Origin of the sequence: Winogradskyella sp. (assembly GCF_028289625.1) — a bacterium.
GTDB lineage: Bacteria > Bacteroidota > Bacteroidia > Flavobacteriales > Flavobacteriaceae > Winogradskyella.
In genome coordinates this window covers 23,098-37,469 of record NZ_JANQOM010000091.1, presented here as the reverse complement: position 1 = coordinate 37,469, position 14,372 = coordinate 23,098, and the positions used below count along the sequence as shown (strand labels likewise).

Below are 14,372 nucleotides of genomic sequence, written 5' to 3'. Positions count from 1 at the left end.
CAGTACACGGAATATGGTATTGCTAGCTAATGAGATTATGCAATACGTAAGAGAATATGCTATTTTATAATTGCCGTTTTAGTAGTTATAGATATTGTGCAAGTATGTTATCAAAAGAAATTAACTAAAGAAGAAATCATATAAAATGAAAAAGTTTAAATCAAAATCCTTCGTCATTGTTTTTTTGATATTATTGGTCATCCAATTTTTGATTGTATTTATGGATGCAAAGCTAAATACTAGTAGTAGTGTTAATGAAATTACCGATAAAGTAATACTGATTTTCAGCTTTCCTATAAACCTCATAAACGAGAATTTACCATTCTATGTCAGGGAAAGCATTTTCATAAGAGCGATCTATTGGTTAATGAATCTATTTATTCAATCTTCTGTTTTGTACTTGGGATGGCTTACGCTTAAAAGAGTACTGAAAAAGATGAAATAACTTAGAATTCCAATTTCTTTTTACGAAGCTCAAAGTTCTGTCCTAGATAGACTTTACGTACCATTTCATCACTGGCGAGTTCTTCGGGTACACCTGCTTTAAGGATACCGCCTTCGAACATCAAATAAGTTCGATCTGTAATGGCTAAGGTTTCTTGTACATTATGGTCGGTAATAAGAATACCTATATTTTTTTTGGTGAGTTTGGCTACAATACGTTGAATATCCTCTACAGCAACAGGATCGACTCCAGCAAAGGGCTCATCCAATAAAATAAAGTTAGGGTCTGTGGCGAGGGCACGAGCAATTTCTGTACGACGTCGTTCACCACCAGAGAGTAAATCACCACGGTTGGTTCTAATATGGCCTAGGCCAAATTCCTCAATTAGCGACTCCATTTTTTCATGCTGTTGCTTTTTGCTCAATTTGGTCAACTGCAACACACTCAAAATATTGTCTTCAATGCTCAATTTTCTAAATACCGAAGCTTCCTGGGCCAAATAACCGATACCATTCTGGGCACGTTTATACATTGGGTATTTGGTAATGTTGGTGTTGTCTAAAAAGATGTTACCACCATTAGGTTTAATAATGCCAACAATCATATAAAAACAGGTTGTTTTTCCAGCACCATTAGGTCCGAGTAAACCCACAATTTCTCCTTGATTAACCTCAAGGGAAACATCCTTAACTACTTTCCGTCCACTATAGGACTTCATTAAATTTTCGGCACGTAACTTCATAAGTTGACTTAAAACGCTAAAAATAGTAAAATCATATAGATTCGATTAAACAGGGTTGCGTTTTATTAAAAGTTTAACCTTGATTTTCAAGCGCCTCCCAATACTCATGGGCACGCCTTAAATGTGGGATGACAATGGTGCCACCTATCAATGTTGCGATGCCCAAGGCTTCACTCACTTCGGCTTTGGTTAAACCTTCGTTGTAAGAAGCTTCTAAGTGGTATTTTACACAATCATCACATCTTAAAACGGTCGATGCTACCAAACCAAGCAATTCTTTAGTTTTCTTATCCAAGGCACCTTCTGTAAAGGCGTTGGTATCTAGATTAAAAATACGCTTTACAATTTTGTTGTTATCCGCTAATATTTTCTCGTTCATTTTTGAACGATATTCGTTGAATTCTTTAACGATATCAGACATGTCTTTTCTTTCTGTTTTGGTTTCTAACGACAATTGCCGAAATATAAATACTCACTTGGTATAAGACCAGTATTGGTATTGCTACAATAACTTGACTTGTAATATCTGGCGGTGTTATAATGGCAGATAAGATGAGTACAAGCACTAAAGCATACTTTCTGTATTTTCTTAAAAATTGTGGTGTTACTATGCCCACTTTTGTTAAAAAGTAGACCACTATAGGTAGTTGAAATACAATACCAGATGCTAATGAAGATGAACGTACTACAGATATTACAGAACCAAAATCAAAATCATTATGGATTTTAACAGAAATACTTTCATTAGCTAAGAAATTTATGGTTAAAGGTGTAATAACATAGTAACCGAATAAAACGCCAATAAAAAATAATAAAGATGAGATAATAATGAAGCCTTTTGAGTATTTACGTTCTTCTGGCATTAGGCCAGGACTAATAAAGCTCCAAAGTTGATATAAAACATATGGAAAAGCAATAACAAAACCAGCATAAATCGATGTCCATATGCGAGCCGCAAATTGGGATCCTACTTGGCGACTTTGTAAATCGAAAGGAAATTTATCAGCACAAAATGTAGTATCTTCTATACCTAGGCTCATAGACATTTTACATAAGCCCTCATAAGTGGGAAATGTCATCTCTGTTGGCGCCAAAATAATAACATCAAATAAAAAATAAGGAAAGCAAAACGCTATAATGGCAACTAAAAATATTGCTATAGTCGCTCTTATTAAGTGCCATCTTAAATCTTCAAGATGGTCTAGAAAAGACATCTCGTCAATATTCTTCTTCGCCATTAGATAATGCCTTCTTTAATTAAATCATGAAGATGCACAACTCCTGCGTACTTTCCATTTTTCTCAACAAGTAGCTGAGAAATGCCAAACTCTTCCATGAGTTCCATAGCATCGACAGCCATGGCGTCTTCAGCGATACGTCTTGGATTAGTGCCCATAATATCCTTGGCTTTAATTTGGGTAATATCATCACTTTTAGTGAGCATTCGTCTTAAATCACCATCTGTAATGATGCCTACAATTTCATCATTATCAATAACTGCAGTAACACCAAGCATTTTTTCCGTAATCTCAACGATAACCTCTTTTAAGCCAGCTTCCAAACCAACTTGTGGTTTCATGTTTTGCGAAGACAAATCATTTACCCTTAGATAAAGACGTTTACCTAAAGCGCCACCAGGATGGTATTTTGCGAAATCCTTGCTAGAAAAGCCTCTTATTTCTAATAAACAAACCGCTAAAGCATCACCAATAACCAATTGTGCCGTAGTACTTGTGGTAGGGGCTAAGTTATTCGGACAGGCTTCCTGAGCTACAAAAGCGTTTAGGACAAAATCGGCTTGCTGCCCTAAAAAAGAATCTTTATTCCCAGTAATCGCTATCATTTTGTTCTTGGCATTCTTAATAAGTGGTACCAAAACTTTAATTTCTGGAGTATTTCCACTTTTCGAAATGCAAATCACCACATCGTCCTTAAGGATTAGACCCAAGTCACCATGAATGGCATCAGCAGCATGCATAAAAATGGCTGGTGTACCTGTAGAATTTAAGGTAGCCACAATTTTATTAGCGATAATCGCACTTTTGCCAATACCTGTAATTATAACACGACCCTTAGAATTATAGATTAATTTAACCGCATTTGCGAAGTCATCTGTAAGTAATTTCGACAAGTTGGAGATTGCTTTGCTTTCTAACTCAATAGTACTTTTGGCAAGGCTTAAAATAGAAGACACTGTGTTCAAAACTAATTTTTTTGAGTGTTTTTTTATTTAAAGAAATTGTTATCTTTAAGGTTATGCAAAAGTACATGAATTTTTTCATTCGATGCTTCTGAAACACCGATTGAAGAAATATTTTTGCTAACCAACAGGTTACTGAATAAATGTATATAAAATACTATAGGGATTAATGAGTATTGCAGAAATTGATTTACACTTCGCTTTAAAAAAATACTTTGGTTTTTCTGGATTCAAAGGGCTACAAGAAGAGGTCATAAAGAATGTTGTTGAGGGTAATAATACCTTTGTTATTATGCCTACAGGTGGTGGTAAATCATTATGCTACCAATTGCCAGCCTTAATTAAGGACGGAACAGCCATTGTAGTATCTCCGTTGATAGCTTTAATGAAAAATCAGGTGGATGCTATAAGAGCAGTGTCTGAAAACGAGGGTATAGCCCATGTTTTAAATTCGTCATTAAATAAAACAGAAGTTAAGCGTGTAAAAGACGATATTACCAATGGCATCACGAAGTTGCTTTATGTCGCACCAGAGTCATTGACCAAAGAAGAATATGTTGACTTTTTACGGTCCGTTAAAATCTCGTTTATGGCAGTCGACGAAGCGCACTGTATCAGTGAATGGGGACACGATTTTAGACCGGAATATAGAAACCTACGCCATATCATAAAACGTATCGGTGATGATATTCCAATAATCGGGCTTACGGCAACCGCCACACCAAAAGTACAAGAAGATATCCTGAAGAGTTTGGGCATGACTGATGCCGTAACCTTCAAGGCATCGTTTAATAGACCGAATTTGTTTTATGAAGTACGACCAAAGACCAAGAATGTCGATGCGGATATTATTCGTTTCGTCAAACAGCACGAGGGCAAATCTGGTATTGTGTATTGTTTGAGTAGAAAGCGTGTTGAAGAGTTGGCACAAGTGCTTCAGGTCAATGGCATAAAAGCGGTGCCCTATCATGCCGGTTTGGATGCCAAAACCAGAGTGAAGCATCAAGATATGTTTTTGATGGAAGACACTGATGTGGTGGTGGCAACCATTGCTTTCGGAATGGGTATTGATAAACCAGACGTACGTTTTGTGATTCATCACGATATTCCAAAGAGTATCGAAAGCTATTATCAAGAAACAGGAAGGGCAGGTCGCGATGGTGGTGAAGGGCATTGTTTGGCATTTTATGCCTATAAGGATATTGAGAAGTTAGAAAAGTTTATGTCTGGCAAACCTGTAGCTGAACAAGAAATAGGTCACGCCTTATTGCAGGAAGTCGTTGCTTTTGCGGAGACGTCTATCTCGAGAAGAAAATTCATTCTACATTATTTTGGTGAGGAGTTCGATAATGACACTGGTGAAGGAGGCGATATGGATGATAATGTCCGAAACTCCAAAAAACAAGTTGAAGCTCAGGATGATGTTAAAATACTCTTAGATGCGGTTCAAAACACTAATGAAAAGTATAAATCCAAAGACTTGGTACAAGTGATTATTGGTAAGTCTAATGCTTTGATAGCGTCCCATAAAACCGATACCTTACCGTTTTTTGGTATCGGTAAAGACAAAGAGGCCCGACATTGGATGGCCTTAATCCGTCAGGTGATTGTTGCTGGGTATCTAAAAAAAGATATTGAAACTTATGGTGTATTGCGATTAAGTGATGCAGGTAAAACCTTTATTAAACAACCGAAGTCCTTTATGATGGCCGAAGACCATGTCTATGATGAGGGGTCTAACAATGGCATCATTACCAACGCTAAAGGTGGAGGTGGTGCAGCCGATGAGCGTTTAATGACCATGCTCAAGGATTTGCGTAAGCGCAATGCCAAACGTTTGGGAGTACCGCCTTTTGTGATTTTTCAAGATCCATCTTTAGAGGATATGGCTTTAAAATATCCAACCACTTTAGAAGAAATGTCCAATGTGCATGGTGTTGGGGAAAGTAAGGCCAAAAAATATGGTAAGGACTTTGTGGCTTTAATTGCCGATTATGTAGAAGAACACGATATCGTGCGACCCGATGATTTGGTCGTGAAATCTACAGGTTCTAACTCTGGATTAAAGCTCTACATTATCCAGAATGTGGATAGAAAATTACCGCTCGATGATATTGCCTCAGCCAAAGGCATTGAAATGCCAGACTTCATTAAAGAAATGGAATCTATTGTCTATTCTGGTACCAAGCTCAATATCAATTACTGGATAGATGAAATTCTGGATGAAGACCAGCAGGAAGAAATTCACGATTACTTTATGGAATCGGATAGCGATAAAATCTCGGATGCTATCGAAGAATTTGATGGCGACTACGAGGACGAGGAGCTACGCTTATACCGTATTAAATTTATGAGTGAGGTGGCGAATTAAGGATTCCAATCTACATTAAAATTCCTATTATCCAGAAAATAGTTACTAATATGATTCCTATTGGTAAACATATAACGAGTTAGCACCAATTATGAAATCGAGTACATCAATAATAATTTTGCTTCTATTTGGTTTGTTTTATTCCTGCAATGAAATATCTGAAAATAAGAAAGCGGAATTTATTGAAAGTAAATTATTTGGTAATGTAAAAAGCATAGAAACTAAAACTTTTGAAAATGACACTTTAAAATCAAGAATGCTTGAGTTTTATACAGAAAGTGGAATAATTGAAAAAAAAGAAACATATTTCGAACCTAATTTATCTTCAATTATTAGATATCAAGAATATGACAATAAAAACAGATTGGTAAAAGAACAAATTGTTACTGACGGAGATTCGACTTTCTCAAGTAAATATTACTACAATAGTCTTGGACTTGTAAAAAAGGAGGAATATTACCTAAATAAACTTCAATCAATTACGGAATTCAAAGTGGATAGTGCTGGAAAAATGATAGAAAAGAAATTTGGATATGTTGAGACAGATGGATTTAGGAGTTGGAAATATGAATATCCCAATGAAAATCTAACTCTTACTAAGGAGTTTTTTAAAAGTAGTTCACCAGAAAAAATAACTGAATTGAAAATTATTCCTGAAGAAAATAAAAAGGTTTTGACGAAAAAATATTTATTTCCTGCTCGAGAGACAAAAGAAATTTTCTATCACGACAGTTTAGGAAATTTAAAGAGAAAAGAAAAGTTTTATAATGGAGAATTGAAAGAAAGCTTAAGTTTTGAATATAAATTAGACTTTCAAAAGAATTGGATAATCTCTGAAAACGGATTGACTAAAAAAGAAAGAATTATAAAGTATTATTAAATAAATAACAGGTGCTAACAATGGCTATAAATAATTGCTTTTTCTTGCCTACTTCTGAAAATCCTCGCAGATTTTCAGTTTGGTGTGTACTTGCAAAGTTAAATGCTAACCCACGCAACTACTCATAGCCTAGACCGTTGGCAACAATACGAATGAAACCGTGAAACCAAGAGAAAAGAAAATATATTTAAGAGAAACTACGGACATTTCATTGCTCGAAGAAAAATCGGAATATTCTTTTACGAACATTTTACCATTAAGACACATAAATATTATAGATAGAGATATTTATTTCAATCGTATTTATGAAAATCAGAAAAAAGGTAAAATTCAGTTGCAGAAAATGTTAGACGAAGTTAAAAAAGTTACATTTTCTAAAGATGAATTAATACATTGGTTTTATAAGGTCAAAGATGATGCTGTAAACGAAGCTCATCACATAATGATAAGACACGAAGCATCATCTGGAGGAGATGATAGCGACATAGATTTTGAAAGAATTGGATTGCTTACAGGAATCTATGAAGAAGCCGAAAAATTTATTTCAATAATGATAGCTATTGAGCCAATCGATAAAAATTCACCTCACTACTCGATTTTAGACGAGTTAGAGCTAATTGACAAAGAATTTATTGAATCCGATAATATTCCAGGCTTCTATAATGTTCAAAGTCATCCAAAATATAAGTTAAGAAAATTTCAAGTTAAAAATTTACACGAGGATTGGTATAGCGAATTAGATAAATACAAAGACTCTGAACATATTTCAGAAGAATTTGGTAATATAGAACGTCTTTTGGATAGATATCATAATGACTTCACTTGGTCGATGTATAAAATAAAACCGAGAGGCGATATAAAATCCTATTTAGAATTTCATTATAATTCTTTCAAAAAAGACAAGTACTTATTCGTTAATCACATTGAGTATAGAATACTACCTCAATTAGAAAATTTCACAAGAACTGACCATAAGCTCTACGAAAAGTTAATTTATGAATGGATAAACGAGAAGAGAGAAAAATTAAATAATGAAGAGAAAGACTTTTTATTAAATTCAATTACAAGTGTTTGTTTGACCTTTTTAGATAATGTATTTGAATACAAAAAAGCTCAAAGTGAAAATAAATACAATATTATTTTAAGAGATTTTCTAAAGCACCGAATTAATAATAGAAAATGGAGTATTAAAGACCAATCAATGGGTGGAACAACTGACCCAAAGGCTGAGAGTAATACCTCCGGAATAGCATTTCGAGATTTAATAATTGAAAACGAAGATGGCAATCATTTATCTGCAATAGAATGTTTACGAATAAAATCAATTCCTAAAGATGAATCGTCTGACACTATAATCAAAGAACATTTAGTGAAAATTTTCAGAAATGAACCGATTGGAATAAGTCCTCTATTTGTTATTTCTTATTGCGAGACTAAAAGCTTTGAAGATACTTGGAATAAATATTTGAATTACATTACGCAAATTGACTTTGGACAGTATCAACATTTAAGTTTAGAAACAGAAATCGGAATTGAAGAGTATTCTAACCTTAAAGTTGCGAAAATGAATCATTATAGAAGTTTGAAAAACATTGAAGTTTATCACTTATTTATAAATATGAATCCGTAAAGTACTGTTGCCAACAACGTGTATAGTTCATTGCTCGGAAATTCCTATCGGAATTTCATTCGCTTCTGAACAATGGGTCTGTCTTTATTTGCTATCTTAGTGAAGACGCAACAAACCATACACGAACACTTGTTAGGCAACATTAGAACGAATGAAATACCTTCAAATATTTACGATTTCCATTTTACTATTCAGTTGTTCAAGCAATAAGAATACAACAACAGATTTAGAGAAAATCGGTCTAAATGGAAACATTAAAAGTTTGAAGTTTGACCACGAAAGAAATAAAGCGGAAAAGGAAAACGAAAATGCTTACTATATTGAAAACGAATTTTATTTCAATCAAAAAGGCTTTATTTCAGAACAAAGACAGTATTCGTCAGAAGGAATAATACAAATTCACGATTTTAATTATAATACAAATGACCAATTGATTTCAAAAACATATTTTGATGGTTCCAGAAAGTTTATGAATAAATCAAAAATTGAAAACAAATTAAATCAAAAGGGGAAATTAATTAAACAGTCTGAATATAGAGCTTTAGGAAACTCTTTAACAGATTCAATAAATCTAAAATATAGCGTATTTCCAGACCAAATAACAGAATTTTTTTATGATTCTAATTGGAATTTGACTCAGTACAATTATTATGATAGAACATCGTCATTTATAAAAGAGGTAATAGAACTGAATGATAGAGGAATATTAAGAAATTCGACAATTGTAATTTCTGATGGAGAAATATTCAGCGTATCTTCATATGAATGTGTTGAATATGATTCAATGGAAAACTGTCAAAGATATCGAGTCACAGAAAATGATTCTACAGAATCGTTTTTAAATTTAAAAATTGAATATTATAAATAACGTTGCCTAACAATGGCTATAAGTAATTGCTGGTTCTCGCCTACTTCTGAAAATCCGCAAGGATTTTCAGTTTGTTGCGTACTGGCAAAATTAAGTGCTAAACCACGCAACTACTCATAGCCGAACCGTTGTGCAACATTTGAGAACTCAAGTGAGAAACATAATATTTTTTCTTTTCACCATATTGTTTTGCGCTTGTAATGACAAGGCTGAAAACTCACAAGTTGTTGAACTATATAATTCGCAAATAAATATTCCATTGTTATTTGAGCAAGTTGACATTGATTCATGTAAAAACATATACTCGTTCAAACACTCTAAAGATTATAGCCAGCTGGAATTTAAACTTTGTGAATATGGATTAAAATCAGGTAGGCAAACTTTTGAAAACCTAAATAAATTTTTTGAAGAAGAATGTGAACTCTTAAAAGAAGAAATTCCTGAGGCTGAAACTATTGCCTCAAAGTCTAAAAACAACAAAACCTTTTTTATTTTTACTCATGATTTTAAAATAGGAAATAAACATTTCAGAAATAACTATATAGCTTATGAAAACTATTACTTGACAATTAGATTTGAATCTACAAATCAAGTAACTATCAATGAACTCAAGAATACATTGGAAAAACTTTACAGTCAAGATTTATCAAATAAAATAAATTCAAAAGAATCAAATGAAATCTGTTATAACTGTAAATCACCTTTATTTTGGTAAAAAAACATTGCACAACAACGTGTATAGTTCATTGCTTCACAATGAACTGCATTAAAATTTCTAAATAATATTTATATCTTTATTTATCGGAAAAATAACAAGTCAAAGCCTTGCTATTTTTCTCCCACGGATTTTTTGCCAGTTGCAAGCAACTTGGCTCACCAAAGCTAAAAATAGCTTCGGCTCAATCCGCAACAAACCATACACGAACACGTTGTAGCACATTACCGAAACTCACGAAATGATTGAACTAATATTATCAACTTTAGCTGAATTTGGACTTATTCGTGAGGATTTTAAACACCATAGAAAAATTACGAAAAAGGAAAAAGCTGATGGAAAGAAAAGACCTTTCCAAAGGTATTTTCTACAACCAAGTTCTATAATGGTAATTGTAGTTTTAGTTGTCGGAAGTATAAGTGCATTTCTGTTTTTCAGCTACCAAAGAACATTCATTTTCCCTGAAAAAACTAAAAGTGAACTTTCTGAAATAGCTGAAAGAATGGAAAAGTGGAATGAAAAATTTGGAACATACCCAGCAAACCTAAAAGAATTGATAGGAAATAACCCTATGAGGCAGGACTGGAAAACTGACTCTTGGAATCGTCCTTATCAATATTCTGTTATTGAAAGCGGAAATGGATTCTTAATCGTTTCAGCAGGTTCAGATGGAAAATTTCAAACGAAAGATGATATTAAGATGACTAAACAAAATACGTCTCGAAAATTAAAACTCGTCGTCACATATGACTACGGAGAAAAAACAAAAATCATAACTGAAAAAGCAACAGAGGAAATAATTAAAAGCACTATGAAATCAATCAATTGGAATGAATTTCACATTGTGCAACTGGAAGACGAAAATGCTAATGGATACAAAGCCTTGGACGTTGGTGGAAGTTTAGGAGATGATGGATTAGCTTCTGGACTTGTGACAGACGACGACCATATTCTCTTGGTAAAGCCATTGGAAACTGTTGACCAAATGACGGAAATACTTCTTGACTTTTTAAAAGGGGAAGATATTTGGCGGAATAAATATGAATATAAATAACGTGCTACAACAACGTGTATAGCTCATTGCGGCTGAATTCCTAATCGGAATTCATTGCAATTTACTATCTTTCGGTTACGGCGGAAAATCATAGTTGATTTCCCGCAACGATCCATACACAAAACCGTTGTTCGTAATATGGGAAAACCCAAGATTATTAGGATAAATTTACTATTTGGACTTCTAATTCTGACCTTGATTTCTTGTGCAAAGTCGAAAAAAAGTAATACTGAATTTATTTTTGAAAATGGAGAAAGTAGTGTGACAATGAAAATCTTAAATGGGAACAATTATTTGACTTATGATACGCCAGTAAGAACAGATTTTGAATGGAAAAATATCGACCCAAAATCGGGTTCAATTTATGGAGCAGGAATAAAAATACTTGAAACAAAAAATGGAATTACTAAAACGGAAATAAATGTTCCAAGTAATCATTTAGAATCTAACATACTGAATATAAAATTACGTTTTGACATTAATGGAGAAACGACTAGAACGGAATTTAATGTTCTTGTAAAAAATGGAAAATAAAATAATACGCACAACAACAATGTCTATAAATAATGGTACTGTTCTAGCCTAGCCTTCAACGGGCTTAGGTCATCGCTTCGGAAAATCCATAGGATTTTCCTCTGGTTCGTTCCATTTTTGCTAAGTTAATTGCTAATCAAGCAACTATCCTTGCACCAATTGTTGGGCTCAATAAAAAAATGAAGACAGCAATAATAGTTATAGATATGCTAAATGACTACTTCCAAAAAGGAAGGTTGAGCTATAACAGAACAAGACTATGTAATAGTATCAACGAACTGGCGAATTGCGGTAGAGATAGTGACTTTAGTATAATTTGGGTTAGACAAGAATTTAAGGAAGACTTAAGTGACGCCTTCCTCATCATGAGAAAAAAGAGTATCTCAAAAACGATTGAGAATACTGAAGGTTCGCAAATTCTCGATGAACTGATTAGAAATGAGAATGACTATGAGATTGTGAAGAAACGATATAGCCCATTTTTCAAAACCAGACTTGACAAAATTTTAAATCAAAATAATATTCAGCAACTGATTATTTGTGGCATTAACACCCATGCTTGTGTTAGGATGGCGGCAATAGATGCATATCAAAGAGACTTAGAAGTTATAATTGCTGCTGATTGCGTTGATTCTCCTGATGAAGAACATCACAAAGTAAGTCTGCGATACCTTGGGAGTGAGATTTCAAGAGTAATGGATAACGAACAAATAAAAAAAGAAATACTGGGTCCAACAAAAAGTAAAACATACTAAAGCGTATTTTACTTAGGACCGTTATATGTAATCAAAAAAAAAACTACATGAAAAAAAACTTACTAATTATCTTACTGACAATTTTCACCTTAAATTCTTGTCAATCACAGTCGAAAGACAAAACCGAAATGTATAAAATTGAATCTGGGGAATATGCTTCAGAAAGTGGAAATTTTATAATAGATTTTCCAATAAAACCGAGATTACAAATTATAGATAATCAAATCGGAACGGATAAATATAAAATCTATAATTATAAAGCGGTTGCCGGACAACAAATGATATATATGGCTGAATATATTGACTTTCCAGAATATGTAATGAAATCTTGGGACAAAGATCAAGCCTATCAACAAATTTTAAAAACAACTGAAGCAAAGTACGGTGGAGTTTTTAAATTGACTAAACAAGAGCCTACCGAACAACATAATTTAAAAGGAATTTATTACGAATTTTCTTTGAATCTTGAAGCGAATGTTCCTAAAGGAGTCAAAGGTGGAATTAAAGGAAAAATATTCTTTGTTGAAAATAGGTCATATCAATTAACTTATTTTGGAGAAGAACAAGAATTAATTGACAAATATCTTAATTCATTCAGACTGATAAAATAACCACATAAAACAAAGACGCGCATGGCTCATTGCGACTCCCAGATAATTATAGGCTAATCGGAACTCATTGCATTTTCATATCTTTTTCGCTTAAAAGAAAATCAGATGCGAAATTTCTTTAAAAAAATATGGATAAACCCCTTGTATTCAATGGTTACTAATGGAATGTAAAAATTGTGGACATACCTTTGAAGAAAAATTCTGCAATGCATGCGGACAAAACAGCAGCGTTAGTCGACTAACTTTAAAGAGCTTTTTGGGCGAATTATCTGATAGTATTTTTCAGGTTAATCGTGGTCTTTTCTTTACCATAAGGCTTTTATTTCTAAGGCCAGGATATGCAATTAGAGCCTATTTAAATGGACAACGAAAGTACTATTTTAAGCCAATCGCCTTTGTGTTGCTCTTATCCACATTTTACTTTATCATTACAAAAATTTTTGGAGCAAACACACTTTTAGCTGATGCCATTACAGGATATCGTAGAGGTTTAGAAAGTACAGCAGATTTAACGCTTAATACAGCGGTTTTCAAATTCTTAACGACATGGTTAATCGATAATTTTGCGTATACAACGCTTCTGCTGATACCTATTGTTTCCTTCGCAACATTTATTTCTTTTTTAGGTAAGGGACAAATTATCTAGAACACATCGTTATTAACTCCTATCTGTTTGGATTACAAACCATTTTCTATACGTTCTTCACCATAGTGGATTTTTTATTAAATAAAAATGATTTTGCTGTATCATTGGCCTTCTTTCTGTCGGTCTGTTATAGAATTTGGACATTCTTTCAATTTTATCATACGGATAAGAAGCGTTACATCGGACTTCGTCTTTTGTTAGCCTATGTGCTTTCGTACTTATTTATTGTTATTGGTACTGGACTATTGTTTTTAGGAGCAATATTGTTTGTTTAGCTTTAAACTTAAAGCTAAACATGAAATGATTTGAACTATTGGTATTACTTGTGAAGTTGCCTTGAGACTAAATGCTTAAATCAATAGTCATTTACTTTTTGGCTTTAGCATACTTCGTAAACAACACCTCCTGGTGTTTTACTTTTAATACAATTTCGTTTAGCGTGGCTTTTTCTAAGCGTTTAATGTCCGCTTTTTCAATCTGAAAATCGATATTGGTCGCATTGCGCCCTTTAGTTTCGGTGTGGCTAGATTCAAACTCAAGGGAATCCGAGTTTAGGGTCAACTCAAAACCCTTACCTCTAAAGCTGAGTTGTGCACCATTCTTGCACTTTACTTTTAAAGTACCAACAACAACGGTTTGAAAAAACAGATAACCACCCAATTCATTTAATCCAGAAAACAACACATTATGTTCTGAAACGCCATAAGGTGGATGCTCAACGGAAGCAATTATAGCTTCAACAGTATCTCCACTAGAAACGTCAGATTCAGATTTGCTAAATAATTTGGAAAAAGAGAAGCCCATAAACATAAATTTAGCCAAAGCTACGTAAAAAAATAATCTTTAAGACCCAAGACCCAAGACCCAAGACCCAACTTCTAACTTCTAACTTCTAACTTCTAACTTCTAACTTAATTCGTA

General features: G+C 33.5%; 16 protein-coding genes. 11 read left to right on the top strand and 5 right to left on the bottom strand.

From position 1 onward, the window contains the following. Window positions 1-145 precede the first annotated feature (145 nt). Complete coding sequence (locus Q0992_RS16730) at window positions 146-445, top strand: hypothetical protein (RefSeq protein WP_299527050.1); 300 nt, start codon at window positions 146-148, stop codon at window positions 443-445. A 1-nt stretch (window position 446) separates the two neighbouring features. Here Q0992_RS16730 and lptB read toward each other — a convergent pair whose 3' ends face one another. The 4 genes from lptB to Q0992_RS16710 form a co-directional block, all read right to left on the bottom strand. Beyond that, complete coding sequence (gene lptB, locus Q0992_RS16725) at window positions 447-1,187, bottom strand: LPS export ABC transporter ATP-binding protein (RefSeq protein ID WP_299527048.1); 741 nt, start codon at window positions 1,185-1,187, stop codon at window positions 447-449. A gap of 73 nt (window positions 1,188-1,260) precedes the next feature. Then, window positions 1,261-1,608: a carboxymuconolactone decarboxylase family protein gene (locus Q0992_RS16720; protein ID WP_299527046.1), complete on the bottom strand. Its 348-nt coding sequence runs from the start codon at window positions 1,606-1,608 to the stop codon at window positions 1,261-1,263. Next, on the bottom strand, window positions 1,601-2,425 hold the full coding sequence (tatC, locus tag Q0992_RS16715; protein ID WP_299527044.1) for a twin-arginine translocase subunit TatC: 825 nt from the start codon (window positions 2,423-2,425) through the stop codon (window positions 1,601-1,603). Before tatC ends, Q0992_RS16720 begins: the two co-directional genes overlap by 8 nt. Then, on the bottom strand, window positions 2,425-3,390 hold the full coding sequence (locus Q0992_RS16710; protein WP_299527042.1) for an SIS domain-containing protein: 966 nt from the start codon (window positions 3,388-3,390) through the stop codon (window positions 2,425-2,427). Before Q0992_RS16710 ends, tatC begins: the two co-directional genes overlap by 1 nt. Before the next feature lie 166 nt (window positions 3,391-3,556). Here Q0992_RS16710 and recQ point away from each other — a divergent pair, with 166 nt between their 5' ends. The 10 genes from recQ (at window position 3,557) to Q0992_RS16660 (ending at window position 13,451) form a co-directional block, all read left to right on the top strand. Continuing rightward, a complete protein-coding gene (gene recQ / locus Q0992_RS16705; protein WP_299527040.1) occupies window positions 3,557-5,758 on the top strand; it encodes a DNA helicase RecQ in 2,202 nt (733 codons plus the stop codon). A 91-nt stretch (window positions 5,759-5,849) separates the two neighbouring features. Then, a complete protein-coding gene (locus tag Q0992_RS16700; RefSeq protein WP_299527039.1) occupies window positions 5,850-6,638 on the top strand; it encodes a hypothetical protein in 789 nt (262 codons plus the stop codon). Between the two features lie 160 nt (window positions 6,639-6,798). After that, window positions 6,799-8,268 (top strand): hypothetical protein, encoded by a 1,470-nt coding sequence (locus Q0992_RS16695; RefSeq protein ID WP_299527037.1) that lies wholly within the window; start codon window positions 6,799-6,801, stop codon window positions 8,266-8,268. Window positions 8,269-8,419: 151 nt separating this feature from the next. Then, window positions 8,420-9,136 carry a hypothetical protein gene (locus tag Q0992_RS16690; protein ID WP_299527035.1) on the top strand — a complete coding sequence of 239 codons (717 nt, stop codon included), beginning with the start codon at window positions 8,420-8,422 and terminating at the stop codon, window positions 9,134-9,136. Window positions 9,137-9,275: 139 nt separating this feature from the next. Next, a complete protein-coding gene (locus Q0992_RS16685; protein WP_299527034.1) occupies window positions 9,276-9,851 on the top strand; it encodes a hypothetical protein in 576 nt (191 codons plus the stop codon). A 241-nt stretch (window positions 9,852-10,092) separates the two neighbouring features. Next, window positions 10,093-10,905: a type II secretion system protein GspG gene (locus Q0992_RS16680; protein ID WP_299527032.1), complete on the top strand. Its 813-nt coding sequence runs from the start codon at window positions 10,093-10,095 to the stop codon at window positions 10,903-10,905. Between the two features lie 267 nt (window positions 10,906-11,172). Continuing rightward, window positions 11,173-11,439 carry a hypothetical protein gene (locus Q0992_RS16675; protein ID WP_299527030.1) on the top strand — a complete coding sequence of 89 codons (267 nt, stop codon included), beginning with the start codon at window positions 11,173-11,175 and terminating at the stop codon, window positions 11,437-11,439. A gap of 179 nt (window positions 11,440-11,618) precedes the next feature. Then, a complete protein-coding gene (locus Q0992_RS16670) occupies window positions 11,619-12,194 on the top strand; it encodes a cysteine hydrolase family protein (protein ID WP_299527028.1) in 576 nt (191 codons plus the stop codon). 47 nt (window positions 12,195-12,241) lie between these two features. Beyond that, complete coding sequence (locus Q0992_RS16665) at window positions 12,242-12,805, top strand: hypothetical protein (RefSeq protein WP_299527025.1); 564 nt, start codon at window positions 12,242-12,244, stop codon at window positions 12,803-12,805. 160 nt (window positions 12,806-12,965) lie between these two features. Beyond that, window positions 12,966-13,451: a DUF3667 domain-containing protein gene (locus Q0992_RS16660; protein WP_299527023.1), complete on the top strand. Its 486-nt coding sequence runs from the start codon at window positions 12,966-12,968 to the stop codon at window positions 13,449-13,451. Between the two features lie 366 nt (window positions 13,452-13,817). Here Q0992_RS16660 and Q0992_RS16655 read toward each other — a convergent pair whose 3' ends face one another. Continuing rightward, the gene (locus Q0992_RS16655) at window positions 13,818-14,255 is read right to left on the bottom strand and encodes a hypothetical protein (protein ID WP_299527020.1); all 438 of its coding nucleotides are present in this window, start codon (window positions 14,253-14,255) and stop codon (window positions 13,818-13,820) included. Window positions 14,256-14,372 lie beyond the last annotated feature (117 nt).